At 45.8% G+C, this 24,542-nt stretch carries 26 protein-coding genes; 17 read left to right on the top strand and 9 right to left on the bottom strand.

Going from position 1 to position 24,542, the window contains the following annotated elements:
* Positions 1-10: 10 nt before the first annotated feature.
* Entirely contained in the window at positions 11-628 is a 618-nt protein-coding gene (gene kapD / locus MJQ52_RS16370) for a 3'-5' exonuclease KapD (RefSeq protein ID WP_003152084.1), read from the bottom strand.
* Between the two features lie 150 nt (positions 629-778).
* Here kapD and MJQ52_RS16365 point away from each other — a divergent pair, with 150 nt between their 5' ends.
* From MJQ52_RS16365 to MJQ52_RS16355, 3 genes are all read left to right on the top strand, one after another.
* Positions 779-2,023 (top strand): multidrug efflux MFS transporter, encoded by a 1,245-nt coding sequence (locus MJQ52_RS16365; RefSeq protein WP_032862488.1) that lies wholly within the window; start codon positions 779-781, stop codon positions 2,021-2,023.
* Positions 2,024-2,112: 89 nt separating this feature from the next.
* A complete protein-coding gene (locus tag MJQ52_RS16360; protein ID WP_094247544.1) occupies positions 2,113-3,987 on the top strand; it encodes a transglycosylase domain-containing protein in 1,875 nt (624 codons plus the stop codon).
* A 21-nt stretch (positions 3,988-4,008) separates the two neighbouring features.
* Complete coding sequence (locus tag MJQ52_RS16355; RefSeq protein WP_014305710.1) at positions 4,009-4,422, top strand: thiol-disulfide oxidoreductase DCC family protein; 414 nt, start codon at positions 4,009-4,011, stop codon at positions 4,420-4,422.
* Between the two features lie 14 nt (positions 4,423-4,436).
* Here MJQ52_RS16355 and MJQ52_RS16350 read toward each other — a convergent pair whose 3' ends face one another.
* The gene (locus MJQ52_RS16350; protein WP_014305711.1) at positions 4,437-4,994 is read right to left on the bottom strand and encodes a YufK family protein; all 558 of its coding nucleotides are present in this window, start codon (positions 4,992-4,994) and stop codon (positions 4,437-4,439) included.
* A 174-nt stretch (positions 4,995-5,168) separates the two neighbouring features.
* On the opposite strand from MJQ52_RS16350, the gene malK reads away from it, so the two are divergent.
* The 6 genes from malK (at position 5,169) to nupQ (ending at position 12,618) form a co-directional block, all read left to right on the top strand.
* Positions 5,169-6,770 carry a malate sensor histidine kinase MalK gene (malK, locus tag MJQ52_RS16345; protein ID WP_015387789.1) on the top strand — a complete coding sequence of 534 codons (1,602 nt, stop codon included), beginning with the start codon at positions 5,169-5,171 and terminating at the stop codon, positions 6,768-6,770.
* Positions 6,763-7,470, top strand: a complete 708-nt coding sequence (locus MJQ52_RS16340) for a response regulator (protein WP_003152077.1) — start codon at positions 6,763-6,765, stop codon at positions 7,468-7,470. The genes malK and MJQ52_RS16340 overlap by 8 nt, the downstream gene beginning before the upstream one ends.
* A 401-nt stretch (positions 7,471-7,871) precedes the next feature.
* Positions 7,872-8,945: a BMP family lipoprotein gene (locus MJQ52_RS16335; protein ID WP_069448949.1), complete on the top strand. Its 1,074-nt coding sequence runs from the start codon at positions 7,872-7,874 to the stop codon at positions 8,943-8,945.
* A 141-nt stretch (positions 8,946-9,086) separates the two neighbouring features.
* Positions 9,087-10,619, top strand: coding sequence for an ABC transporter ATP-binding protein (locus MJQ52_RS16330; RefSeq protein ID WP_024085738.1), 1,533 nt, complete (start codon positions 9,087-9,089; stop codon positions 10,617-10,619).
* Positions 10,612-11,658 (top strand): ABC transporter permease, encoded by a 1,047-nt coding sequence (locus tag MJQ52_RS16325; protein ID WP_003152073.1) that lies wholly within the window; start codon positions 10,612-10,614, stop codon positions 11,656-11,658. The genes MJQ52_RS16330 and MJQ52_RS16325 overlap by 8 nt, the downstream gene beginning before the upstream one ends.
* Positions 11,659-12,618, top strand: a complete 960-nt coding sequence (nupQ, locus tag MJQ52_RS16320) for a guanosine ABC transporter permease NupQ (RefSeq protein ID WP_094247543.1) — start codon at positions 11,659-11,661, stop codon at positions 12,616-12,618.
* 44 nt (positions 12,619-12,662) lie between these two features.
* On the opposite strand, the gene MJQ52_RS16315 is transcribed toward nupQ, so the two are convergent.
* Positions 12,663-12,881: a hypothetical protein gene (locus MJQ52_RS16315; RefSeq protein ID WP_070082282.1), complete on the bottom strand. Its 219-nt coding sequence runs from the start codon at positions 12,879-12,881 to the stop codon at positions 12,663-12,665.
* Between the two features lie 242 nt (positions 12,882-13,123).
* Between MJQ52_RS16315 and MJQ52_RS16310 the strand changes: the two genes are divergently transcribed.
* Genes MJQ52_RS16310 through mnhG form a run of 7 tightly spaced genes read left to right on the top strand, consistent with a single transcriptional unit; the run spans position 13,124 to position 18,893 of the window.
* Complete coding sequence (locus MJQ52_RS16310; RefSeq protein WP_094247542.1) at positions 13,124-15,526, top strand: Na+/H+ antiporter subunit A; 2,403 nt, start codon at positions 13,124-13,126, stop codon at positions 15,524-15,526.
* Positions 15,523-15,954 carry a Na(+)/H(+) antiporter subunit B gene (locus tag MJQ52_RS16305; RefSeq protein ID WP_077722765.1) on the top strand — a complete coding sequence of 144 codons (432 nt, stop codon included), beginning with the start codon at positions 15,523-15,525 and terminating at the stop codon, positions 15,952-15,954. The genes MJQ52_RS16310 and MJQ52_RS16305 overlap by 4 nt, the downstream gene beginning before the upstream one ends.
* Positions 15,954-16,295, top strand: a complete 342-nt coding sequence (locus MJQ52_RS16300; protein WP_003152063.1) for a Na(+)/H(+) antiporter subunit C — start codon at positions 15,954-15,956, stop codon at positions 16,293-16,295. The genes MJQ52_RS16305 and MJQ52_RS16300 overlap by 1 nt, the downstream gene beginning before the upstream one ends.
* Positions 16,288-17,769 (top strand): Na+/H+ antiporter subunit D, encoded by a 1,482-nt coding sequence (locus MJQ52_RS16295; protein ID WP_094247541.1) that lies wholly within the window; start codon positions 16,288-16,290, stop codon positions 17,767-17,769. Before MJQ52_RS16300 ends, MJQ52_RS16295 begins: the two co-directional genes overlap by 8 nt.
* Positions 17,770-17,774: 5 nt before the next feature.
* A complete protein-coding gene (locus MJQ52_RS16290) occupies positions 17,775-18,251 on the top strand; it encodes a Na+/H+ antiporter subunit E (RefSeq protein WP_071392239.1) in 477 nt (158 codons plus the stop codon).
* Positions 18,251-18,535 (top strand): Na(+)/H(+) antiporter subunit F1, encoded by a 285-nt coding sequence (locus tag MJQ52_RS16285; protein WP_003152057.1) that lies wholly within the window; start codon positions 18,251-18,253, stop codon positions 18,533-18,535. The genes MJQ52_RS16290 and MJQ52_RS16285 overlap by 1 nt, the downstream gene beginning before the upstream one ends.
* On the top strand, positions 18,519-18,893 hold the full coding sequence (mnhG, locus tag MJQ52_RS16280) for a monovalent cation/H(+) antiporter subunit G (protein ID WP_003152056.1): 375 nt from the start codon (positions 18,519-18,521) through the stop codon (positions 18,891-18,893). The genes MJQ52_RS16285 and mnhG overlap by 17 nt, the downstream gene beginning before the upstream one ends.
* Before the next feature lie 39 nt (positions 18,894-18,932).
* Here mnhG and MJQ52_RS16275 read toward each other — a convergent pair whose 3' ends face one another.
* The 6 genes from MJQ52_RS16275 to degQ form a co-directional block, all read right to left on the bottom strand.
* Positions 18,933-19,316 (bottom strand): hotdog fold thioesterase, encoded by a 384-nt coding sequence (locus tag MJQ52_RS16275; protein WP_003152054.1) that lies wholly within the window; start codon positions 19,314-19,316, stop codon positions 18,933-18,935.
* A 21-nt stretch (positions 19,317-19,337) separates the two neighbouring features.
* The gene (locus tag MJQ52_RS16270; RefSeq protein WP_003152052.1) at positions 19,338-19,982 is read right to left on the bottom strand and encodes a response regulator transcription factor; all 645 of its coding nucleotides are present in this window, start codon (positions 19,980-19,982) and stop codon (positions 19,338-19,340) included.
* Positions 19,983-20,062: 80 nt separating this feature from the next.
* On the bottom strand, positions 20,063-22,354 hold the full coding sequence (locus MJQ52_RS16265) for a sensor histidine kinase (protein ID WP_094247540.1): 2,292 nt from the start codon (positions 22,352-22,354) through the stop codon (positions 20,063-20,065).
* A gap of 11 nt (positions 22,355-22,365) precedes the next feature.
* Positions 22,366-22,530 (bottom strand): competence pheromone ComX, encoded by a 165-nt coding sequence (gene comX / locus MJQ52_RS16260; RefSeq protein WP_007613432.1) that lies wholly within the window; start codon positions 22,528-22,530, stop codon positions 22,366-22,368.
* Complete coding sequence (locus MJQ52_RS16255; protein ID WP_031378407.1) at positions 22,530-23,441, bottom strand: polyprenyl synthetase family protein; 912 nt, start codon at positions 23,439-23,441, stop codon at positions 22,530-22,532. The genes comX and MJQ52_RS16255 overlap by 1 nt, the downstream gene beginning before the upstream one ends.
* 151 nt (positions 23,442-23,592) lie before the next feature.
* The gene (gene degQ / locus MJQ52_RS16250) at positions 23,593-23,733 is read right to left on the bottom strand and encodes a degradation enzyme regulation protein DegQ (RefSeq protein WP_003152043.1); all 141 of its coding nucleotides are present in this window, start codon (positions 23,731-23,733) and stop codon (positions 23,593-23,595) included.
* A 464-nt stretch (positions 23,734-24,197) separates the two neighbouring features.
* Between degQ and MJQ52_RS16245 the strand changes: the two genes are divergently transcribed.
* Positions 24,198-24,539: a hypothetical protein gene (locus tag MJQ52_RS16245; protein ID WP_014305721.1), complete on the top strand. Its 342-nt coding sequence runs from the start codon at positions 24,198-24,200 to the stop codon at positions 24,537-24,539.
* Positions 24,540-24,542: the final 3 nt, after the last annotated feature.

The raw sequence follows: 24,542 nt of genomic DNA, 5'->3' as shown, positions 1-24,542 counted from the left end.
TTGGGTTTTTTTATGTGGCCCGGCGAAACAGTTCAGTCAGATCGACGCGATCACCGATCGTCGGAGGTTTCGGTTTTTCAAGATATTGTTTATCCCGCTCGACAAGCTTGAATAATTTGTATGTCGTCCGCGCATCATCCAGCGCTTTGTGATGTGTGCCCGTTCCTTTATCGCCATACTCTTCCGCCGCTTTCCAAAGGCCGGTCAATGTTCTGTCGCCGAAGAAGTTTTTGTATTCAAGGGACAGATCCCGAAGTTCTCCTTTGAACGGAAAAGGGATGTGGTTAAACATGCAATTTTGCTTTAACACTTTCATATCCATATTGCCCCAGGTGACGATCGTGCAGTTTTTATCAGGATCAAGCTCATTTAATTTGCGGATGAATTCATTAAACGTGATTCCGCCGTCCACGTCTTTTTGGGTGATGTTCAGAAAGGTTTTGCATCGTTTCGTCAGCTTTGGAAATTTTTTCGGTTTGATATAACTCGAAAACGTTTCAGTCACTTCATCATTCACCGTCTTGACAATCCCCGCTTCAATAATCTCAGGAAAGAAATTTTGCGGGCTGTATTTTCCGTCAGGCATCGTAAATTCAAAATCAATAATGAGCAGACTGCGCTGATCCACTTTTTTACACCTGCCTTTCCTCCGATCAAAAATGATATTTTATGATAGTATATCAGTTTCCCCTCTGAAACTTTCTTCATTTTCTAAAAATAATGAATTTTCCTATATCCGCATCGAAAATACAAATACCGGATTCATTCCTATATACTAATGATTAGACACACGAAAATTAAAGAAGGTGATGTTATTTCTGTCCGTAAGAAGAACTTCGTCGTCATTTGGATTACAAATTTCTTTATTTCCGCCAGCATGACCATGATTGTTCCGTTTCTTTCGTTATATATCGAAACGATCAGCCCCCATTCGGGCGGGTATGTGCAGAGATGGAGCGGGTATGTGTTCGGCGTCACGTTTTTAATGGCGTTTGTGATTTCCCCGTTTTGGGGCAGATTCGGCGATAAGCGCGGCTACAAAAAAATTCTCTTGATCACAGGCACCGGCATTGCCGTCAGCATTTTATTGATGGGGTTTGTGACATCGGTTTATCAGCTGTTTGTCCTGCGGCTGCTTATGGGCCTTGTAACAGGCTTTGTTCCGACATCGCTTGCCATGATTTCGGCGCAGACGCCGAAAGAGACTGCCGGGAAAACGCTCGGCACACTGCAGATGGGTCAGGTGTCAGGCACTTTATTCGGACCGATGCTGGGCGGGCTGCTCGCTGACAGCTTCGGGTTTACGTACACATTTTTTATTACGTCTTTTGTCATTTTCGTATCCGTGCTTCTCGTTTTATTTCAGGTGAATGAGCAGCCGCTCGGCGAGAAACAAAACAAGCGGAAAACCTATTCCAGAAAACAGGTGCTCTCCTATATTTTTCACCAGCCCGCGCTTTGGGCGATGATGGTGCTTACCATGATCGTGCAGACCGGCAATTTCAGCATCCAGCCGCTGCTCGCTTTATATGTCAATGAGCTGCACGGACCTGTTAATTTAGCCTTTTTCTCCGGAATGGCGTTTTCAGCGACCGGACTCGGAAGCTTATTGCTTGCCCGGAAATGGGGGGACTTCGGCGACCGCTTCGGCCACAGCCGGATCTTAATCGTGCTTTTGATTGCCTCAGCGGTGTTTTTTATTCCGCAGGCGCTCGCCTCCTCCCTCTCCATTCTGTTAGTCTTCAGATTTCTGTTCGGCATGGTCATGGGCGGCACGCTCCCCTGCATTACGGCCGCGATCCGCGTCAGGGCGCCGGGCAGCATCCAGGGAGAGGTGCTCGGCTATAACGTCAGCTTTCGTTTTCTCGGAAACGTGCTCGGCCCTCTGCTCGGAGGTGCGGTCTCAAGCGGTTTTTCTATTTCGGCTGCTTTCTACGTCACCGCCTTTCTCTTTTTAATAGGCGCGGGGCTTTTATGGATGGCGGGACATCTGCAAAAGGATACAGCGTCAAATGCGGGCTGACCGGCAGCGATCACGATTTCTTCTAAATTTAACCTTCTCGTATTCTTAAAAGAATGATACGATATGGCTAGAAATCAGGAGAAAAGAGAGTGACCATGGTACGTAAAATAATCGGATGGATTTTGCTGCTCGGCATTATCCCGTTGTGTGCATTTACAGTTATTGCTTCCGGCAAAGAGGTAAAACAAATCAAGCCTTTTGATCAGGTGCTCGATAAACATATTGACTTAAAAGCGATCAACCTGGTTCAAAACAGTTACATGTATGACAGGGACGGAAGCCTTGTTTCTGAGATTGTCAGCGATCATGAGAACCGCGTGATCGTGCCCTTTAATAAAATACCGAATGAGGTAAAACAGCTGTTTTTAACCTCTGAAGACCGCCATTTTTATGAGCATAAAGGGTTTGACTTTATGGGGATGGTCAGGGCGGCCGCCTCCAATTTCAAAGATCATAAAATTGACCAGGGCGCCAGCACCATCACCCAGCAGCTGGCAAGGAATGTGTATTTAAGCCATGAACGCACCTTCAGCCGAAAACTGACGGAGCTGGCCTATTCCTATCAGCTTGAGAAAAAATACAGCAAAGATGAGATTTTAGAAGGCTACTTAAATACGATTTATTTTAATAACGGTGTATACGGTGTCGGTTCGGCGGCACAATTTTATTTCAGCAAGCCGCTGAAATCTCTCACTTTGGGAGAGATGGCCTTTATCTGCGCCATCCCTAATAACCCTACATTATATGATCCTCTCAAGCATTTTGATTATACGAAAAAACGACAAGTCAGATTGCTTAACGGATTGAAAAAAGCAGGCGTTATATCCGGGAAACAGCTGAAAAAAGCCGAAAAGGAAAAGATCAAGCTTGATATAAACGAAAAAACAAATAAATATCCTGACTATGTTTCCTATGTAAATGATGAATTCACACAGCTTGTTTCCTCATCTGAAGGCTATGACAAACGTCTTGAAAAAGCTTCCGGAAAGGCGAAACAAAAAATACAGAGTGAGCTTTCCGACAGAGTCAGCACATTGTTAAAAGACGGTGTGAAGATTTATACGGCGCTGAATCCGTATATGCAAAACCAGGTCGTCGCCCAAGTGAATCAAAATCTGCCGTATGCAGGTGTCCAGGGCGGAGCGGCCGTGATTAATCATCAGACACATCAGATTATCGCGCTTTCAGGCGGGAAAGATTATCATAAATATGATTTCAACCGCGCCTATCAAGCATACAGACAGCCCGGTTCATCCATTAAGCCGCTGCTTGATTACGGACCTTACATTGAAAAGACCGGCGCAACGCCACACAGCAAAATTGACGCAAGCAAATTCTGCAGTGCGGATTACTGCCCGCAGAACTATAATAACCGCACATACGGCACGGTTACGCTGGAAACGGCGTTTAAATACTCGTACAACACACCGGCCATCAGAATCATGGACCGCGTCGGCGTCAATAAGGCGTTCAGCTACCTTGAACCGTTTCATTTCGCGAAGCTGGTCAGCGCGGATTACCGTCTGCCTGCGGCGCTGGGCGGTTTTACAAACGGCATGACGCCGCTTGAAATGACCAATGCGTATACCACGTTCGGCAACAACGGCGTTTATACGCCGAGTCACGCGATTACAAAAGTGACTGATTTAAAAGGAAAAACGATATTAAAATGGAAAGATGAGCCGGCGCAGGTATTCAGCGTGCGGACCAACATGCAGGTCAAAGAAATGATGAAAGCCGTCGTCAAAAGCGGAACAGGAAAGAAAGCGAACTTTAAAGCTCCGTACGTCGGCGGAAAATCAGGAACGTCAAATGACTATCACGATATGTGGTTTGTCGGCCTGACGGACGCTTATACGATGGGGGTATGGGTCGGCAAGGATACACCGTCAAGCGTCGAATACCTTCATGACGCAAGCCCTCAGCTTTCGATCTGGAAAAACACGCTGCAGGCAGCTTATTAAAGATAACGGAGGGGATCCGCTTTGAAACCAGCTCAGCTTCCGGACCGCGTGCTTTTGTTTGACGGCGTCTGCAACTTATGCAGCGGCGCCGTTCAATTCATCATTAAACGCGATCCGGCCGGCAAAATCTCATTTGCTTCATTGCAATCAGATACCGCCCGGGAGCTTTTGGCATCAGAAGGACTTCCGACAGAACAATTTGACAGCATGATTTTTATCGAAAACGGGCGGATATACAAAAAATCCGCAGCCGTGTTAAAGGTTTCGCGTCATCTCCGCGGAGCCTGGCGGCTGTCAGCGGTTTTTTTCGCAGTGCCCCGCCCCCTCAGGGACAGAGCCTATTCTTTCATCGCCCGGCGCCGTTACAAATGGTTCGGAAAAAGGGAAGCATGCATGCTCCCCTCCCCTGAGATCAAAAACAGATTTCTGTCTTAACAAAAATGGCTAGCTTACACAGGTAAGCTAGCCATTATGCTATTATAAAGCTTGATAAAGATGTACAAAATACCGATAACAAAAGTAAACCAAAACAGAATCTCAAGCAATATAAAACCGATCAGCGAAACGATCGAGAGTGTCGAATAGATTCTGTACACCATGAAAATCAAATAAATGAGCGTAACAACGGCAAATAACGCCGCAATCCAAAAACCATTCTGCACGAGCGCAAAGGAAAGAATTCCTCCGCCTACATAAATTAAAGAGCCTAATCTGATTTTTTTCAGATTGTCCCCCTCAGGGTCATTTGTGAAAAACAAAAGAGACAGCTCTGTCACTGTGTTTGCAATCAGCTTCAAAGCCGAAAAAAGCATAAAATACACAAGGGCGAACGCTGCAAAAAGCGCCAGTCTGATCCCTTTCTCAGAGAAATAATCCAGCATCCCCTGATACATGCCGAGCGTCTGAAGTATCTTCATGACATAAAGCGAGGTAGAAATGGATAATGACGAACTAAAAAGCAGAATCGCAACGAGCGGAAAATAACCCGTCCAATAAGTATTTTTCATATAAAAAGTCCCTTTCTGTAATCTACCTCACTTATTATGGAGGACTTAAAACACATTGACAAGATAAAAAATTCCATTTTTCCTCACTTTTACGAAATAAGGGCCTGATCTTCACAAACCGGCTTTTTCGGAGTAAAGTAGAACGCGGGAATGATAAACGTAAGGAAGGCTGTTATGAAAAAAACATTAAAATTGCAAACCCGGTTAACGATATTCGTCTGTATTGTCGTCCTTATCGCACTTTGTATCACCTTTTTCACGATCAGCGTCCAGACCGCGGACCGCGTGAAAGAAGAAGAACGGACAACCGCGCTGCGAACCGCAAAGCTGGTCGCGGAAACACCGAGTGTCGCGCAGGCATTGCAAACAAGAAAAGGGCTGAAAGAGCTCCGAAATTATACACTGGATGTCCAGCATACGACAGGAACCGAATTTGTCGTGGTGATGGATATGAACAGCATCCGCCTCACCCACCCCGACGCAAATAAAATCGGGAAGAAATTCACCGGCGGAGACGAACAGCCGGCGTTGCACGGCCATATCAAAACGAGCACATCAGCGGGAACTCTCGGAAAATCCATGAGAGCCTTCGTACCGATCTATGGAAAAGATAAAAAACAAGTGGGCGTCGTTTCGGTCGGAATTTCGCTTAACAAAATACAGGATGTCGTCAGCCACAGTTTGAGACCGCTTTATTTCATTATCTGCGTAAGTATTTTTGTCGGCGTCATCGGAGCCGTCATTGTCGCCCGCACCGTCAAAAACATTATGTACGGTCTTGAGCCTTATGAAATCGCCACCCTCCTGGAAGAGCGGAGCGCCATGCTCGAATCAACGAAGGAAGGCATCCTGGCGGTTGACGCGCGGGGAAAAATTAAGCTTGCCAATGCAGAGGCGAAACGACTTTTTATTAAAATGGGTATTCCGACTAATCCGGTCGATCAAGATGTGAACGATATTCTCCCGAAAAGCCGGCTGAAACAGGTGATTGAAACGAAAAAACCGCTTCAGGACAGAGATATCCGCATTAACGGACTTGAGCTGGTCTTTAATGAAGTTCCGATTCATCTGAAAGGACAAACCGTCGGAGCGATCGCCACGTTCAGGGACAAAACGGAGGTCAAACATTTAGCAGAACAGCTGTCCGGTGTTAAAATGTATGCAAACGCATTAAGAGCCCAGTCTCACGAATTCATGAATAAGCTTCATGTCATTTTAGGGCTTGTCCAGTTAAAAGAATACGATGATCTCGGCACTTACATTAAAGACATTGCCATTCAGCAGAAGACGGAAACAAGCGAGATTATAAGTGATGTCAAAAGTCCGGTTCTCGCAGGGTTTCTTCTGGGAAAACAAAGCTACATACGCGAGCAGGGCGCTGATCTGGACATTCAGCTCGGCAGCCTGATTCCGAATGCGGCGGATCCGGCCGTCATCCATGAGCTCATTACGATTATCGGAAACCTGTTAAACAACGCGCTCGACGCGGTGGCGCAGATGCCGAAAAAAAACATTACGTGCTCGATGCGGTTTCAGGATCGCCAGCTTGACATAGAGATTACGGACACGGGAGCCGGAATGTCTGCGGCAGACCAAGCCCGTATTTTTGAACAAGGTTATTCCACGAAAGGGACAAACCGGGGGTTCGGCCTCTATTTCACCCAGCAGGCAACAGAAAATTTAAAAGGCCATATGATTGTGACAAGTGAAAAGAATGAAGGAACGACTTTCAGTCTTCGCATTCCGTATGAACCGAAGGAGGAAAATGATGATTAATGTACTCATAGTTGAAGACGACCCCATGGTGGGTGAATTAAATAAGCGCTACCTCAGCCAGATTGAAGGATTTCAGCTGAAAGGGATCGCATCATCCTTTCAAAGCGCGCTGCACGTGCTGAGCGAGCATCATATCGATCTCATCCTTCTTGACATTTACATGCCGGGAAAAAACGGGCTTGAGCTTTTAACGGAAATCCGCAAGCAGAATGAATCGGTTGATGTCATCGTCATTTCGGCCGCAAGCGAGCTGGACGTCATTAAAAAAACGCTTCGGTACGGCGCCGTCGATTATTTAATCAAACCATTTGAATTTGACCGCTTTCAAACCGCTCTTTCCGACTACAGACGCAAGCAGAAAGTTTATCAATCACACAGAAGCATGACACAGAAAGAATTGGATGCCGAGCTTTTTCAAAAGAAAGAAGCAGCGGAAAAGGTTCACCTTCCGAAGGGATTGACAAAGAGCACGCTTAAACTCATCTGGGCGAGCATTGAGTCTTTCGGCGACGGCTCTTTTACCACGGAAGATCTCGCCAAGCATACTGAAATCTCGCAAGTCTCCATCCGGAAATACCTTAAATTTCTGGAAGACATACAAGTGCTGAATGTAGAGATGGCGTACGGCACGATCGGCAGACCCGTCTTTCAATATCATATCAACACCGGCAATGTCAGCAGCATCAAACAATATTTATAATGTCAAAAAGCGCCGTTTCGCTGTGAACGGTGCTTTTTTACTGTCATATCCCGTGACAAAAGGCTTGAGATTCCTTTTTGATATGCTATATAAGGATAATGACCCGGCTGATCCTCCTCTGTTTTAACCAGATGAGGAAGCCGATTCATAAAATTGATATTTTTTAAAAAATAAGCAAATTTCTATTTATTTATGGCGGGTAAAATGATAAATTATGATTGGTTAGCAGATCTTTTCAGATAAGTCATAAGTCCCGAACCCGGAAGAGACAGCCGCTCAAGGCGGGAAAAAGAGAGACGTCTCATCATTATTATCAGAAAGTTTTTTCGATTCTGCATCCGGCACGGGGACTCAAGTCTGAATTGAACGGCACAGCCATATTTTACAGGGGGGTTATATCTTTGAAAAAACGCAAAATCGGAATGGCGATGGCGCTCATCGCAGCGGCCGGAACCATATTAAGCGCATGCGGTTCAAGTGACAAAGCAAACGGCTCCGGCAGCAAAAACTTTACCGTCGGCATGGTAACGGATATCGGCGGTGTTGATGACAAATCATTTAACCAGTCCGCCTGGGAAGGCATCCAGGCATTCGGAAAAGACAACGGGCTTAAAAAAGGCAAAAGCGGTTTTGACTATCTTCAATCAAAATCAGATGCAGATTATACAACGAACTTAAATAAATTAGCGCGGGAACACTTTGACCTGATTTACGGCGTCGGGTATCTGATGCAGGATTCCATCAGCGAAATCGCCGATCAGCGCAAAGACACACATTTTGCGATCATTGACGCCGTTGTCAAAAAAGACAACGTGGCGAGCCTTACATTTAAGGAACAGGAAGGTTCATTCCTCATGGGAGCGGCCGCTGCGCTATCGAGCAAAACGGGAAAAGTCGGATTCGTGGGCGGAATGGAGTCCGAATTGATCAAAAAATTTGAAATCGGCTTCCGCGCGGGTGTACAAGCCGCAAATCCGAAAGCGACCGTCGAAGTGAAATATGCGGGCGGGTTTGACAAAGCCGATGTCGGCAAGGCGACGGCTGAAAGCATGTACAAATCAGGCGTTGACGTCATTTATCACGCGGCCGGCGCAACGGGAACGGGCGTCTTCACAGAAGCGAAAAATCTGAAAAAAGAAGATCCGAAGCGGAACGTATGGGTTATCGGTGTCGATAAAGACCAGTATGCGGAAGGCCAAGTCAAAGGAACAAAAGACAATGTCACTCTCACATCAATGGTCAAAAAAGTGGATACTGCCGTGGAGGACTTAACGAAAAAAGCGAGTGACGGTAAATTCCCGGGCGGCAAAACATTAACATACGGTTTGGCGCAAGATGCAGTCGGCATCTCGGATCACAAGGAGAACCTTTCTGACGATGTCATCAAAGCAACAGACGATTGGAAGAAGAAAATCGCGGACGGACTCGTGATCCCTTCAACTGAAAAAGAATTGAAATCCTTCAAGGCTGAGTAAGAACCAGGGGATAAGGAGACTTTCGTGCTTATCCCCTCTCTTTTTTGAAAAGAGCGGTGAAGGAAAAGCTGCATCTCTTGCAGCTTTTCTTTTGCCAAGCTCTTTCTCATCAAAGTATCTCTGAAAAGGAGCGACAAATCGGTGGATTATATCATTGAAATGCTTAATATACGCAAGGAATTTCCCGGAATCGTCGCCAATGATGACGTCACGCTTCAAGTGAAAAAAGGCGAAATACACGCCCTTCTCGGTGAAAACGGCGCCGGAAAATCGACACTCATGAACGTTTTATTCGGCCTGTATCAGCCGGAAAAAGGCGAGATCCGGGTGCGTGGCGAACGCGTTCACATCAACAGTCCGAACAAAGCCAACGATCTCGGCATCGGGATGGTGCACCAGCATTTTATGCTTGTGGATACCTTCACCGTCTCAGAAAATATCATTCTCGGAAAAGAGCCGAAAACTTTCGGCCGAATTGACAGACAGCGCGCCGACCGGGACGTGCGCGATATTTCCGACCGTTACGGCCTGCACATTGATCCTGAAGCCAAAGTTGCCGATATCTCCGTCGGTATGCAGCAGCGGGCGGAAATATTAAAGACCCTCTACCGGGGCGCCGACATTCTCATTTTTGACGAGCCGACCGCGGTGCTGACTCCGCACGAAATTCAAGAACTGATTCAGATTATGAAAAATCTTGTCAATGAAGGAAAATCAATTATCCTCATCACCCACAAATTAAAAGAGATTATGGAAGTCTGCGACCGTGTCACCATCATCCGGAAAGGAAAAGGCATTACAACACTTGATGTCGCACATACGGATCAAGATGAACTGGCAAGCCTTATGGTCGGACGCGAAGTGTCATTCAAGACGGATAAACAGCCGGCCGAACCAAAACAGGAAGTGCTTTCGCTTTCTGATGTAACGGTGAAAGACGCGCGCGGCGTTGAGGCGGTCAAACAGCTCTCCCTCTCTGTCAGAGCCGGTGAAATCGTCGGCATTGCGGGCGTTGACGGAAACGGCCAGTCTGAATTAATTGAAGCCATTACAGGTCTCAGAAAAACAAATGCCGGCACGATTACGTTAAACGGCAAACAGCTGCAAAATATGCCGCCCAGGAAAGTCACTGAATCCGGAATCGGGCATATTCCGCAGGACAGACATAAACACGGGCTCGTCCTTGATTTTCCGATCGGAGAAAATATCGTGCTGCAAAGTTATTACCAAAAGCCCTACTCTTCTTTCGGCATATTAAATAAACACACGATTTATGACAAAGCGCGAAGCCTGATTGAAGAATACGATGTCAGAACACCTGATGAATATACGCCTGCGCGCGCTCTCTCCGGGGGGAATCAGCAAAAGGCCATTATCGGCCGGGAAGTGGACAGAAATCCGGATCTTTTAATTGCGGCCCAGCCGACGCGGGGACTCGATGTCGGCGCGATTGAATTCGTCCATAAAAAGCTCATTGAGCAGCGTGACGCCGGTAAAGCGGTGCTTCTGTTATCTTTTGAACTTGATGAAATAATGAATCTCAGCGATCGCATCGCCGTCATCTTTGAAGGCAGCATCATCGCAAACGTCAATCCGCTTGAAACAAACGAGCAGGAGCTCGGACTTTTAATGGCGGGAAGTAAGCAAATGGAGGCGGGGAAAACACATGATTAATCGACTTTCTCATCTGGCTGTGCCGCTGATTGCGATCATCCTTGGATTAGCTGCGGGTGCGGTCATCATGCTCGCCAGCGGCTACAATGTCGTAAGCGGGTATTCGGCTCTTTGGAGCGGCATTTTCGGTGAAGTGTATTACATCGGGGAATCGATCCGGCAGATTACGCCATATATTCTGTCCGGATTGGCCGTGGCATTCGCATTTCGGACCGGCCTGTTTAATATCGGGGTTGAAGGACAGCTCCTTGTCGGCTGGACCGCCGCGGTGTGGGTCGGCGCTTCCTTTGACGCCCCAGCTTACGTCCACCTTCCGCTTTCGTTATTGGCGGCTGCGGCTGCGGGCGGCATTTGGGGCCTGATTCCCGGATTTTTAAAAGCCCGTTTTTTTGTCCACGAAGTGATTGTCACGATCATGATGAATTATATCGCTCTTCATTTAACCAATTATCTCATTTCCGATGTCATGACGGACCACCGGGACAAAACAGACAAAATTCATGAAAGCGCGTCGCTCCGCTCGCCGTTTTTAGAGCAGCTGACAGATTACTCCCGCCTTCATTGGGGCATTCTGATCGCTCTGTTTGCGGCAGTCCTCATGTGGTTTATCATTCATAAAACAAAAAGCGGATTTGAATTCCGGGCTGTCGGCTTTAACCAGCACGCCGCACAATACGCCGGAATGAGCGTCAGAAAAAATATGATGTACGCCATGATGATTTCCGGGGCCTTCGCAGGGCTTGCCGGCGCGATGGAAGGACTCGGAACCTTTCAATATGCGGCGGTTAAGGGCGCCTTTACCGGCGTCGGCTTCGACGGCATTGCGGTTGCGCTTCTCGGCGGCAGCACGGCAATCGGCGTTGTTCTGGCGGCATGTCTTCTCGGCGGCCTTAAAGTCGGGGCATTAAATATGCCGATTGAATCCGGGGTGCCTTCTGAAGTCGTTGACATCGTCATCGCCATTATTATTTTGTTTGTGGCATCAAGCTACGCCATCCGTCTCATCCTTGATAAATTGAAGAAAAAGGGGGCGAAGTAAGTGGACTTCCTGCAGATTTTATCCATTATTGTCCCGGCAACACTCGTATATGCGGCTCCGCTTATTTTAACCGCTCTCGGCGGCGTGTTTTCTGAAAGATCGGGGGTTGTCAACATCGGTCTTGAAGGACTGATGATTATCGGCGCCTTTACAAGCGTCATGTTCAACTTATTTTTCGGACTCGAGCTTGGCGCCGCCGCTCCGTGGCTCGCTCTGGCTGCGGCTATGATTGCCGGCGGACTGTTCTCACTGATCCACGCGGCTGCCGCGGTTTCTTTCCGAGCCGATCAGACGGTAACCGGTGTGGCGATCAATATGCTCGCGTTAGGAGCGACACTGTTTATCGTCAAGCTGATTTACGGAAAGGCGCAGACTGATAAAATCCCGGAGCCCTTTTACAAAACGAACATTCCCGGGTTAAGCGATATTCCGGTTTTAGGAAAGATTTTCTTTTCTGACGTATATTATACGTCGATTTTAGCCATCGTACTGGCCTTTGTTTCCTGGTTTATTTTATTCAAAACGCCGTTCGGCCTTCGCATCCGTTCTGTCGGGGAACATCCGATGGCGGCCGATACGATGGGAATCAACGTGTTCGGCATGCGCTATATCGGCGTCATGATCAGCGGGCTGTTCGGCGGGCTCGGCGGCGGTGTATATGCTTCCACGATCGCGCTTGATTTCACGCACTCCACCATTTCCGGGCAAGGCTTTATCGCTCTCGCCGCGCTGGTTTTCGGCAAATGGCATCCGATCGGCGCGCTCGGGGCTGCGCTGTTCTTCGGGTTTGCGCAGAGTTTGAGCATTATCGGCTCGCTTTTGCCCCTGTTCAAAGACATTCCGAATGTATACATGCTGATGGCTCCTTACATTCTGACCATTCTCGCGCTTGCCGGCTTCATCGGCCGAGCGGATGCGCCTAAAGCCAACGGCATCCCTTATATTAAAGGAAAACGCTGATTGTGACACAAAAAGAGTTCCGCACCCTGGTGCCGGAACTCTTTTCATCTATATACGATTCTGATATACTCACGCGGCTGAAACGGCGTTTGCATTGATTCAGCCGCACTCAGCTTGTCTTCTGCGTATTCCGCACCGAGAAAAAAACGCTCCCAATCATCTGCCTCCGTCTGCTGCCGCGTTTTGCAGAAATCATCTGCTATGAATGTTCCTGCAATAATAGAACAAAATATTCCAATACAAGCCGCCGCCTTTCTCTTCATCTGACCAGCTCCTTTTGTAAAGCTTGATCTGAAAAAGAAATGTATATACAAAGATCCGGATATTTGATAAATTTATTTTGGGTTCAAAAGACCACAAAAACACAAAGAGGAATACATTATGCCGTAGCAGGGTAAAAAAAAGTGCGATATAATTTGTACTGGGTCCTATGACCGTGAATTGATTGATTCATTCTTACATAAAGCAGTTGCTTGATGAAAAAACAAGCAAAGGAGGTCTTCTGTTGCAGCTGTTACATTTCGCGATTTTGGCGCCTTTTTTATTTGCATTTATCGTTCCCTTTCTTTATAAACGGGTAAAACAAGTCCATACAGGCTGGTTTGTGCTGACAGTGCCCGTTGTGCTGTTTGTTTACTTTATCAGCAAGCTCCCTGTCACAATGGCTGGAGAAACCGTCCGGTATGCGGCCGAATGGATTCCGTCCCTCGGTATTAACTATACCGTTTATATTGACGGACTCGGGCTGTTATTCGCTTTACTGATTACGGGCATCGGCTCTTTGGTGACGCTTTACAGTATTTTTTACTTATCGAAGGACAAAGAAAAGCTCGGCCCCTTTTATGTGTACCTGCTGATGTTTATGGGCGCGATGCTCGGCGTTGTGCTCGTCGATAACGTCATCGTGCTTTATATGTTCTGGGAGTTGACAAGCCTGTCATCCTTCTTATTAATCGGGTATTGGCATAAGCGGAAGAAATCACGCTACGGGGCGGAAAAATCACTGCTGATTACCGTCGGCGGCGGGCTGTGCATGCTCGGCGGCTTTATCCTGCTGTATCTGATGACGGATTCTTTCAGTATCAGGGAAATGGTTAACCAGGTGCATATTATCGCAGGCCATCCGTTCTTTATTCCGGCGATGGTTCTCCTGTTATTGGGGGCCTTTACGAAATCAGCGCAGTTTCCGTTTTATATCTGGCTGCCTGATGCCATGGAGGCGCCGACTCCTGTCAGCGCCTATCTGCACTCGGCTACAATGGTGAAAGCGGGTATTTATCTGATTGCCAGATTCAGTCCGGTTTTTGCTTTTTCACCCGTCTGGTTTTGGACGGTTGCCTCAGTCGGTCTGATCACGATGGTATGGGCTTCCTTTAATGCGATTAAACAAACCGATTTAAAAGCGATTCTGGCATTTTCCACAGTCAGCCAGCTCGGTATGATTGTATCGATGCTCGGCGCAGGAGCCGCCGCGCTTCATTATCAGCATTCAGAGTATTTTACGGCGGCTGTCACCGCGGCTGTGTTTCACTTAATTAACCATGCTACTTTTAAAGGAAGTTTATTTATGGCGGTCGGCATTATCGACCATGAAACGGGAACGCGGGATATCCGCAGGCTCGGCGGCCTGATGGCGCTCATGCCGGTAACGTTTACCGTTTCACTGATCGGAACGTTTTCCATGGCCGGCCTCCCTCCGTTTAACGGCTTTTTAAGTAAAGAAATGTTCTTTACAAGTATGCTGCGGATTGCTCATGCAGATATTTTCAGCCTGGATACGTGGGGTGTGCTGTTCCCCGTTCTCGCATGGATCGGGAGCGTCTTCACTTTCATCTACAGCATGAAGCTGTTTTTCAGAACGTTCAGCGGCGCGCGTAAATCTGCTCAGCTTGAAAAGACGCCGCATGAAGCTCCGCTCGGCATGCTGATTTCGCCGGTGATTCTTGCCGCTTGCGCCGTCAGTCTGTTTTTTGCCCCGAACGTTTTGTCTTACAGCCTGATTGAACCGGCGATGAACTCCATTTATCCGGCTCTGTTAACCGGCGGAGATACATTCCATGTCCATATTTCCCAGTGGCACGGGGTGACGGCTGAGGTAATGATGACCCTCGGCATCATCATTGTCGGCACGATCGGTTACGTAACGCTGTCTAAATGGGAGCGTCTGTACGGTCTGTTTCCGAAAAAACTGACGCTGAACAAGCTTTACGATGCGGTGACGGGCAGTATGGAAAAAAAATCTTACCAGCTGACGTCATCTTATATGACCGGATTTTTGCGGGATTATCTGCTGTATATCTTTACGTCGTTTATCATTCTCATCGGAGCGTCGTTCGTCATGAAAGGCGGCTTTTCCATGACAGCGAAAGGCATGGCTGAGATCGGCCTGTATGAAATCGTGCTGTCCCTCGTTATGGTGAGCGCAACGATTGCGACTGTGTTCGCCAAATCACGGCTGACGGCCATTATCTCACTCGGTGTTGTCGGGTACACACTCGCGCTGTTTTTTGTGATTTTCAGAGCGCCCGATCTGGCGCTCACGCAGCTTGTCATTGAGACGATATCCGTCGCCTTGTTTCTTCTTTGTTTTTACCATCTGCCGAAAATGCGGCGGAAAAAGAAGACAAGAACATTCCGGATGACGAATTTTATCATTTCTCTCGGTGTCGGCGTCATCGTGACAATGCTCGGAATCGCGTCTTCCAGCGAAAAAACAAAAGACAGCATCTCCTCCTTTTTCACCGCTTACAGCCATAAGCTCGGGGGAGGAAACAATATCGTCAACGTCATCCTCGTTGATTTCAGGGGATTTGACACGATGTTTGAAATCACGGTGCTGTCGATCGCCGCACTCGGGATTTACGGCATGATCAGAACAAAAGTAAAAGAGGAGGGAGAAGAGCGTTGAGACAGCAAAAAACAAACGACATCATCCTTCAGACGGCAACGAAACTTGTATCTTTTATCATTCTGCTTTTCTCTTTCTATTTATTTTTATCGGGGCATAACGCTCCCGGCGGAGGATTTGTCGGCGGATTGATTACGTCTTCGGCCATCGTGCTGCTGCTTTTGGCCTTTGATTTAAAAACCGTTAAATCGATTTTGCCCGTCAATTTTATTTATGTGGCGGGCGCGGGTCTGCTTATCGCGATTGCAACGGGTGCAGGTTCATTCTTATTCGGAGTGCCCTTTCTCACCCATACATTCGGCCATTTTCATCTCCCGGTGCTCGGGAATACGGAGCTTGCGACGGCCACTTTGTTTGATTTAGGTGTGTATCTCGTTGTTGTCGGCGTGACGATGACCATTATTCAAACGATTGGAGAGGAAGAATAGTGGAAATCTTAATGTCTGTCATTGCCGGTATTTTGTTTATGGCGGCAACCTACCTGCTGCTTTCTAAAAGTCTGCTGCGCGTGATTATCGGCACCGCGCTTTTGAGCCACGGCGTCCATTTGCTGCTCCTGACCATGGGCGGACTGAAAAAAGGCGCTCCTCCCATACTGGGCGGAAAAAGCACGTCGTTTGTCGATCCGCTGCCGCAGGCACTCATACTGACGGCGATCGTTATTTCGTTCGGCGTCACGTCCTTCCTGCTTGTGATGGCGTTTCGCGCCTATCAGGAACTGAAAACGGACGATATGGATCGAATGAGGGGAAATGATCAACATGAATAACTTTGTGATATTGCCTATTCTGGTGCCGCTGCTTGCCGCAGTGCTGCTGATTTTTATGAACAGGCACGTGATGCTGATGCGGATATTCAGCACTGCCGCTTCCTGTGTCTCCATCGTCATCAGCGCCGCTCTCGTTCAGACGGTTTTCACACACGGGATTCAGACGCTGACACTCGGCGGCTGGAAAGCGCCGTACGGCATTGTGCTCGCCGCGGATCAGCTTGCCGCACTGCTTGTTTTGACAACCGCCATAATCGGGCTGCTCGTCATCCTGTACTCCTTCCGCTCCATCGGAGAAAAAAGGGAGCGCGCTTTCTATTATTCAGGGGTGCAGTTTCTTCTGGCCGGCGTAAGCGGAGCGTTTTTGACGGGTGACCTGTTCAACATGTACGTCTTTTTTGAGCTTCTGCTTATCGCGTCCTACATGCTGATCGTGCTTGGCGGAACGAAAATTCAATTAAGAGAATCATTGAAGTATATCGTGTTTAACATTGTGTCATCCGCGTTTTTTGTCATCGGCGTCGGTTACTTATATGCGGTGACGGGCACGCTGAATATGGCTGATCTAAGCGTAAAAATAAGCGAATCGGGCCAGACCGGGCTGATAACCGTGATCGGCGTCCTTCTTCTCGTCGTTTTCGGTTTAAAGGGCGGGATATTCCCGCTGTATTTCTGGATGCCGGGCTCTTATTACGCCCCGCCGGCTGCAATTTCAGCTTTATTCGGGTCTCTTTTAACGAAAGTCGGCCTGTATGCCATTTTAAGAGTATTCACCCTGATCTTTATTCACGATACGGGCTTTACCCACCAATTGATGATGTGGCTTGCGATGCTGACGGTGCTATTCGGCGTAATCGGATCTATCGCCTTTTCGGATGTCATGAAAATCGTCATCTACAATATTATTACAGCCGTCGGCGTGATTTTGTTCGGCATTGCCATGAACACGCCGGCCTCCATTCAAGGAGCGGTTTATTACTTGATTCACGATATGCTGATTAAAGGAGCGCTGTTTATGCTTGCCGGCTCGCTTATCGCATTGACAGGCACTGCCAGCCTGCATAAAATGGGCGGACTGATCACCCGTTATCCCGTTTTAGGATGGATGTTCTTTATTTCAGCCATATCTTTGGCCGGCATCCCGCCGTTCAGCGGATTTGTGGGCAAGCTGAAGATCGCGGAAGGCGGGTTCGATAAGGGGGAAACATTGTTTTCCGTATTGATTCTTGTATCAAGCCTGCTTGTGCTCTATTCGGTGCTGAAGGTTTTTACGACGGCTTTTTGGGGGGAAGAAAAAGAAATCCCCGGCGCAGGCGGACGGTCCGCAAAAGGACTTCTTTATCCGGCAGCCGCTTTTCTCCTTTTGTCGCTTCTGTTCGGGCTCGGAACCGAATGGGTTTCGCCGTATGTCAATCAGACGGCTGAGAATCTGCTGAATCCGGAAAAATACATTGAAGCTGTTTTGAAGGAGTAGATGGCATGGCTTTTCAACTTTTATTAAATGTTCTTCTCGCTGTTTGCTGGATGTTTCTCACAAACAGCCTCAGCACGGCGGGTTTTATAACCGGATTTATCGCGGGCTTGGCGGCGCTGTTTTTTTTCCGGCGCTTCTTCTCGCGGCCGTTTTACATTTGGAAAATATGGTCAGTCATCAGACTGGCGATGATCTTTATAAAGGAATTATATTTGGCCAATGTCAGCGTGCTGAAAACCGTTATATCGCCGAAACTGAACATCCGCCCGGGCATTTTCGCGTTTAAGACGGAATTGACGGAGGATTGGGAGATCACGCTGCTCTCGCTGTTAATCACTTTAACACCGGGTACGCTCGTAATGGATATCTCCGATGACCGGTCGATTCTCTATATACACGCCATGGACATTGAAGATGCGGAGAAAGCGATCCACGACATCCGCGTCTCTTTTGAGAAAGCCATTCAGGAGGTGAGCCGCTGATGTTTACGTTTATTCTGCAATTATCACTCGGCATTATGGCGGTTTCGACTCTTCTGTACGTCATTCGCGTCATGAAAGGGCCAACGATACCGGACCGGGTCGTCGCGCTTGATGGAATCGGCATTAATCTGATTGCCATGACCGCGCTTGTATCCATTCTCTTAAACACATCGGCCTTTTTGGACATCATTCTGCTGCTCGGCATTTTATCGTTTATCGGCACGATTGCCTTTGCTAAGTTTTTGGAGAAAGGAGAGATTATCGAAAATGATCGAAATCGTTAAATGGGCCGTCGCCGTTTGTATTCTGATGGGATCGCTGATCTGCCTGGTCGCGTCTTTCGGCACACTCAGGCTTCCTGATGTGTATACGCGCGCCCACGCCTCTTCAAAAGGCTCGACACTCGGCGTTAATTTGGTATTGCTCGGGGTGTTAGGCTACTTGTGGATGCTGACCGGAGAAATTTCTGTAAAAATACTGCTCGGCATCATTTTTATCCTGCTGACGGCGCCGGTCGGAGCGCACCTCATATGCAGGGCCGCGTACAATTCGGGAGCGGCGCTTGATAAAAGAAGCGTTCAGGATGATTACAAAGGGATCAGAAACTTTGTGATCAAACGAAAAGAAGATTCATATTTGTAAAAACAAACAGCCGGACGATTCAGGGTTCCGGCTGTTTGTTTATTTTGTTATAACAGCCAGCGTACAGCGGGAAACACAGATCAGCCTTTCTCGTTCATCGAAAATGTTAATCCCGTACACAATGGTTGCCCTGCCTGTGTGAACGGGTTCCGCTATCGCCGTGACCGTTCCGCCCTCTTTCACGGACTTTAAATGATTGGCATTAATCTCAAGCCCGACACACGCCTGTTTCGACCGGTCGATAAAATGCTGGGCCCCGACACTTGCAGCAGTCTCCGCCAGCGCTGCTGATGCACCCCCATGCAGATATCCGAAAGGCTGCACCGTCCTCTTATCCACCGGCATCACCGCCACGCATCTCTCCGGCGTGTTTTCAGTGATTTCAATACCGAGTGCGCCGAGCAATGTATTGTTCAGATTCATAGGTCATTCTCCCTTCAAGATTTATAGTACGTTATCTGACTTGGCGATCAGCACCGCTTCAGTTCGGGAGCCGACATTCAGCTTATTAAAAATGGATGTCAGGCTGTATTCAATCGACCGCTTGCTTAAGTGAAGCGCATCTGCGATTTCCTGATTGGTCAAACCTTTTTCGACCTCTTGGAGAATATGGCGCTCTCTCGGGGTTAACCGATCCTGCTCACTTTGAGGGGAAGAAGACGTTTTTGTTTTTTGCTGGGTCATCAGCTGTTTGAAATAGGAGAAATCAACTAAAATCTGTCCGTTGAGCACGTGATATATGTATTGCATGATTTTCTCTTTAGATTCGGTTTTGCTGATGGCGCCATGCAGGCCCGCGCGGATGGATTCTTCAAAATAATCTTCAACCTCATAGCCTGTGTAGACAATGATTTTACAGAGAGGATTCTCTTTTAAGATTTTCTTGGAAAGCTCGATGCCGCTGATGTCATCACCCAGATTTAAATCCATTAATATGAGATCGTAAGCTGAAAAATCGTGCCGGAGAACGAATTGTTCACTGGCATCAGGACTGAGGCAATCGACAGAAAGATTCGTGTCCGTTTCCAGAATCGTCTTGGTGCCCTCCATGACAGCCGGATGATCATCAATCACTAGTATCTTTTTCATGGTTTCCTCCCTTTTACTCACTCATTTCCATTTTATTAAAAAGACTTGGCTTCTGCCAAGTCGATTTGGTGATAAAATGGTTACAATTCCATTTCAATATCCGCTTTAAAACCGTTTCCTTCACTTGTGTCGATTTTCATCCGTCCGTCAAGCGCACGGACGCGCTCCTTAATACCCGAAAGACCCATGCTCATCGACTGTCCGCCGCCTTCTTCCTGATTGCAGCCGACACCGTCGTCTTCATAATGCAGAATCACTTTATTTTGAATGCTGATCAGCATAATCAGCACCTCATTCGCCTGTGAATGCTTCATGGCGTTCGAAAGAAATTCCTGAATAATGCGGTACAAATTCAGCTGCGTATCCAAATCCAGCGCCGCCGTAAACCGGCCCGTATTCAGACGGATATGAAACGGCGCACGCTCCTGCTGCTGCGCGGCAAGCTTGGATACCGCCTTGACCAGACCCAAATCATACAGCAGCTGAGGCCGAAGCTCATGGCACGTCTCCCGGGTCATCAAAATGACATCCGACATCTGCTCATTCATCTGATGAAGCTTGTCCTGCACCTCTATGTGGCAGGGCTCTTCTTTCTTAAAATCGGCCAGAAACAGCTCACACTGGCGCTTCAAAGAAATCAAATCCTGCAGCACTGAATCATGCAGATCACGGGCCAAATCCGAACGCTGCTTTTCCTCGATCGTAAACATCAGCTTTTTGAGCCAGACCGGGTTTGTCTCCTGTTTCTTTAAATCTTCGAGATGATTCATAAGTTCTTCGATTTTCATCACGTTTTCTATTGAAACATTAACGTAAAAAGATAATGTTTTTAACCAAGAAATTTCTTCACGTGATAAACGGGGCGTATTCATCTTAGACAAACAGAGAACAACGAATGATCTATCTCCCCGTTCTCCTACTTTCATTGCGAAACCTTGATTAAACTCCGTTATTTTTCCTATTTCAACAGTAACACTATTTAAAAGCACTTGATAATCATCTATCAAACTTGAATCTCTTTCGTCAAATGCCTTTACATTCCCATCATACGTAACTTCAAATATATACACTTTACTTGTAAGAGTGACTTCGAGAATGGTGGTTTTTAATTCTCCAAAAACCTGATTTAAAGAAGACGAGTTTCTGATTAATTGGGTAAACTTATAAATACTGTCTTGGTAATTGAATCTTTCAGAGACCCTTTTTAATTTAAACCGGAAATCGAGTATTTCTTTATAATAAAAAACAGCTAACATTAAAATATAAATTAAAAATGTCAGTTTGAGATTGTAAAAATTTTCTTCCGGCTCACGTAATAACTCAATTGTCGTAACCAGAATTATAGTTGGGGTTAACGCTAAAAAGCCGTAATATTTTAACTTACTTAAGATAAAATCAACGTTATATATTTTATTCGACATGAATTGATATACAAGTGAAAAAGGTATCAGCAGCATAAATGATGCTGTTAAGAAAGAAGAGACATAATAATCATTAAAAAATACATACGGTATAAGATACAGACATAAAAAAGGCGAAAATGCCAATATATTTATAACTACGAGCACCTTTATAATATGTGCCTGATCAGTATCTTTGTTTCTTCTCAAAATAACAATAAAGTAATATGCTACAATCAAAAAAAGAAGAAAAAACGAAATCAAATTAAATTTTGGAATAAAATCACCAAAAGATAATCGCGACCGAAATAATTCAAATAATATATTTATAGTTGGAAATAAATACAAAACGAAAACTTTTTTGCTGAAAAGCACTGTACCTAATTCTTTAAAGTAATGATAAAGAAACAGAAGATAATTTAAAGGTACAGTTATTAATGTTAACAACATAATGCATCTGCTAAGCAAATCACCTTTTGCCGATCCTCCAGCACTGATATATGCGATTGAAGCAGACAAAAGAAATACAATTAGCACCAAAGCAGATTTCAAGTTTTTTTCTTCATTTATCTTGATGATGAAGAAACAGCAAAATAAACATACTACATAAAAAATTATCGGTATTAAGTAAGTACTGAAGTTCCTATCATTAAATAAATTGAGCTTAATCTCAATATCATGACCGTTTCTATCAACGACCATCGAGTTTACATTTTTCAGCTTATTCATTTGAATATTAATTGACTTTACATTTTGGCCGTTAATATTCTTTACTATATCTCCCTTTTGCACTCCGGCGTAATATGCCATTGTAAAATCTTCTACATCTTTTATTTTAATTTCGCCCTGTTTATTTTCAGAAATGGTGGCGCCGACTAAAAGATTATTTGTGCTTATATAAGTCAGATAAATGACATATACCAATGTAAGCAGAATTAAGACAACTGAAATCTTATTGTACTTGGACTTCATTTATATCATCCTCAATATTTCCAATCACCGCCGAAAGAAATAACATCTATACCCTTAAACGCATTTATAACACAATCTGTTTGATCCTGGCTAACTCCAATCAGACTAGCATTGCCTTCAATCACTTTATTTAAAACTTCTGGATTTTTGGTTAAGTATCCTACAATTTCCTGCATTATTTTTCATCCTCCTCTAAATTAACAATCGCATTTAATAAAGCTTCCGTTTTATTTCTTTCTATCTCCAATTCAAATATCTTACTTTTTATTTTTTTTAACGACAAATGCTTCAAAACCAATAAGTATTGGGTTACACCTGCTTCAATTAATTTCTTTTTTATGTCTCGAGTCTTTAAGGTTTTGAATAACTCCGGGTTTTCATACCATTGTAAGATTTCTTCAGAAGCTTTATTGAATCTCTTTTTTAAGTATAAATAAGCAAGTGTATTTTTGCGTTGAACAAAATCATTATTCAAGTAAAACAAACCTTGATAATCATTATCAATCTGGGATATTATTCCGAGTTCATATGAATATGATTGAACGATTGGGTTTAACTTTCCTGTCGCCAGCATCGCTCCCATAACGCAAGGCATTGCAGTTAAAGAGCCCGATTTATTCTTAATCATTTTCAAGCACTCTTCTTCAGTTTGCGGTGCATTCAAAATATCATCTTGCTGGCCCTCAATTGAATTCAATGCAAAGTTTAATATTTGCTTAAGAAAATCCAGATTTTCACTAACCTGATTCATAACCTGTATACTTAATGTATAGAGGGCCGTTACAGTATTCAGCGTAATGGGGAGACCTGTTTTCATCCATTCCATTTTCAGATTATCATTATCTTCCAAATCATCATAAATGTCGTATGACAGGACTAATAATTCTATGCCTGCGGCTAACTTTAAAATCGCCTCTGTGTCTCTGCCATTGAACGCTTTGTAATGTTGATATGCCAATTCAGCAAATCCAAATGAATCTTTTGATGCAATAAATTTTAGAAGGTACATTTTCAAGTTAGTATTGCATATATTGTGCTCCACAATTTCCTTCATCTTCTCTTTAATCGTTTCGGCATCTAAACACATTTGCTCAATAATTGTCTTCACCCTCCCATTCTATTTTACTAAATGCAGGTGATGAAAGACAGCAGGTTTTTTGTTTTTTAACAATCGTATAATACTTTATCCATGAAATGGATAAAAAATGCACAAAAAAAAGACTTGTTTCCAAGTCTTTTTAAGAAATTTTCATTGCATATGAGAATTTATCGAGCTGATCAATGCTTTTGTTAATGTTTCGTAATGAGTCGGTTGTTTCTCTGATATCATTTTCAAGTCGGAATAATAATTGCTTTACTTCTTCTAATTTGTTTTCCACCGTTTCCACACTCCTTTTTTTGAAAGATCAATGAATTGTGTATGGTGAACGAGTCCTAGGTATTTGATCTGTTACTAATAGTGTAAACGTTTTTGCGGGATTTTTCACCGAAAAGTATGTGTAAAAGTATCTGCGTGACACCGCAAACCATGGTAATCCCATAGTCCCGAACAGGGCATTTAGCGAACAGGACTATATAACTACCATAAAGGCAGACGTTTAGGATAAAGCAGACCAATCTGGCGGTTCTGCTGTTTTTTCAACGGTTTTCCGACAAACCGGCAGGGACTATAGTCCCTGCCGTCGCAATTTCAAAACAGAATGGGCGAACAGCGTCGCATAACCACCGACAAACACCGAAAAGACCGCAACCCCGCATTGTGGTCTTTTTGCATGTCATAACTCGTTATCACGCCGCCTATACTCATGTATAACGAATGTTTTCTCAGGAAGGAGGCCGCCGTATGCATTATGTGTATCCATGCTGCCCTGTTTTCGCCGCGCCATACCGGCATCCAGCGCCCAGTGCCCCGGTTCACGCAGATATTTTGACAGCGTCCGCAAAAGAAGCTGCGGGCATGCTGGAGGATGCGCGCCTGCTCCTTGCGCGGCTGTCGGCGTCAAAAGAGCTTGCGCGCAGCATCCTCACCGCAGCGCAATCATCTGACACCGCAGCGGTCAAGCGGCTCATTAAGCAGACCGGCATCAAAAATGACTTTGACGTGACGTATAATCCCGACGGCATCCGTGTCAGTCTGATCAGAGAGCAAAGCCGGTTTATCATCGCCCTCAGGTGGTCGGCTTAAAGC

The organism is Bacillus sp. jun7 (genome assembly GCF_051034795.1).
GTDB classification, from domain to species: Bacteria; Bacillota; Bacilli; order Bacillales; family Bacillaceae; genus Bacillus; species Bacillus velezensis.
Note: the sequence above shows the minus strand (reverse complement) of the source record. Positions and strands in the feature narration are given on the sequence as shown.

Coding starts and splice junctions, on each gene's coding strand:
- MJQ52_RS16365 (WP_032862488.1), top strand. CDS start 779: ATGATTAGACACACGAAAATTAAAGAAGGTGATGTTATTTCTGTCCGT.
- MJQ52_RS16350 (WP_014305711.1), bottom strand. CDS start 4,994: ATGAAAAATACTTATTGGACGGGTTATTTTCCGCTCGTTGCGATTCTG.
- malK (WP_015387789.1), top strand. CDS start 5,169: ATGAAAAAAACATTAAAATTGCAAACCCGGTTAACGATATTCGTCTGT.
- MJQ52_RS16340 (WP_003152077.1), top strand. CDS start 6,763: ATGATTAATGTACTCATAGTTGAAGACGACCCCATGGTGGGTGAATTA.
- MJQ52_RS16325 (WP_003152073.1), top strand. CDS start 10,612: ATGATTAATCGACTTTCTCATCTGGCTGTGCCGCTGATTGCGATCATC.
- MJQ52_RS16315 (WP_070082282.1), bottom strand. CDS start 12,881: ATGAAGAGAAAGGCGGCGGCTTGTATTGGAATATTTTGTTCTATTATT.
- MJQ52_RS16295 (WP_094247541.1), top strand. CDS start 16,288: ATGAATAACTTTGTGATATTGCCTATTCTGGTGCCGCTGCTTGCCGCA.
- MJQ52_RS16290 (WP_071392239.1), top strand. CDS start 17,775: ATGGCTTTTCAACTTTTATTAAATGTTCTTCTCGCTGTTTGCTGGATG.
- MJQ52_RS16285 (WP_003152057.1), top strand. CDS start 18,251: ATGTTTACGTTTATTCTGCAATTATCACTCGGCATTATGGCGGTTTCG.
- mnhG (WP_003152056.1), top strand. CDS start 18,519: ATGATCGAAATCGTTAAATGGGCCGTCGCCGTTTGTATTCTGATGGGA.
- MJQ52_RS16275 (WP_003152054.1), bottom strand. CDS start 19,316: ATGAATCTGAACAATACATTGCTCGGCGCACTCGGTATTGAAATCACT.
- MJQ52_RS16270 (WP_003152052.1), bottom strand. CDS start 19,982: ATGAAAAAGATACTAGTGATTGATGATCATCCGGCTGTCATGGAGGGC.
- MJQ52_RS16265 (WP_094247540.1), bottom strand. CDS start 22,354: ATGAAGTCCAAGTACAATAAGATTTCAGTTGTCTTAATTCTGCTTACA.
- comX (WP_007613432.1), bottom strand. CDS start 22,530: ATGCAGGAAATTGTAGGATACTTAACCAAAAATCCAGAAGTTTTAAAT.
- MJQ52_RS16255 (WP_031378407.1), bottom strand. CDS start 23,441: ATGTGTTTAGATGCCGAAACGATTAAAGAGAAGATGAAGGAAATTGTG.
- MJQ52_RS16245 (WP_014305721.1), top strand. CDS start 24,198: ATGCATTATGTGTATCCATGCTGCCCTGTTTTCGCCGCGCCATACCGG.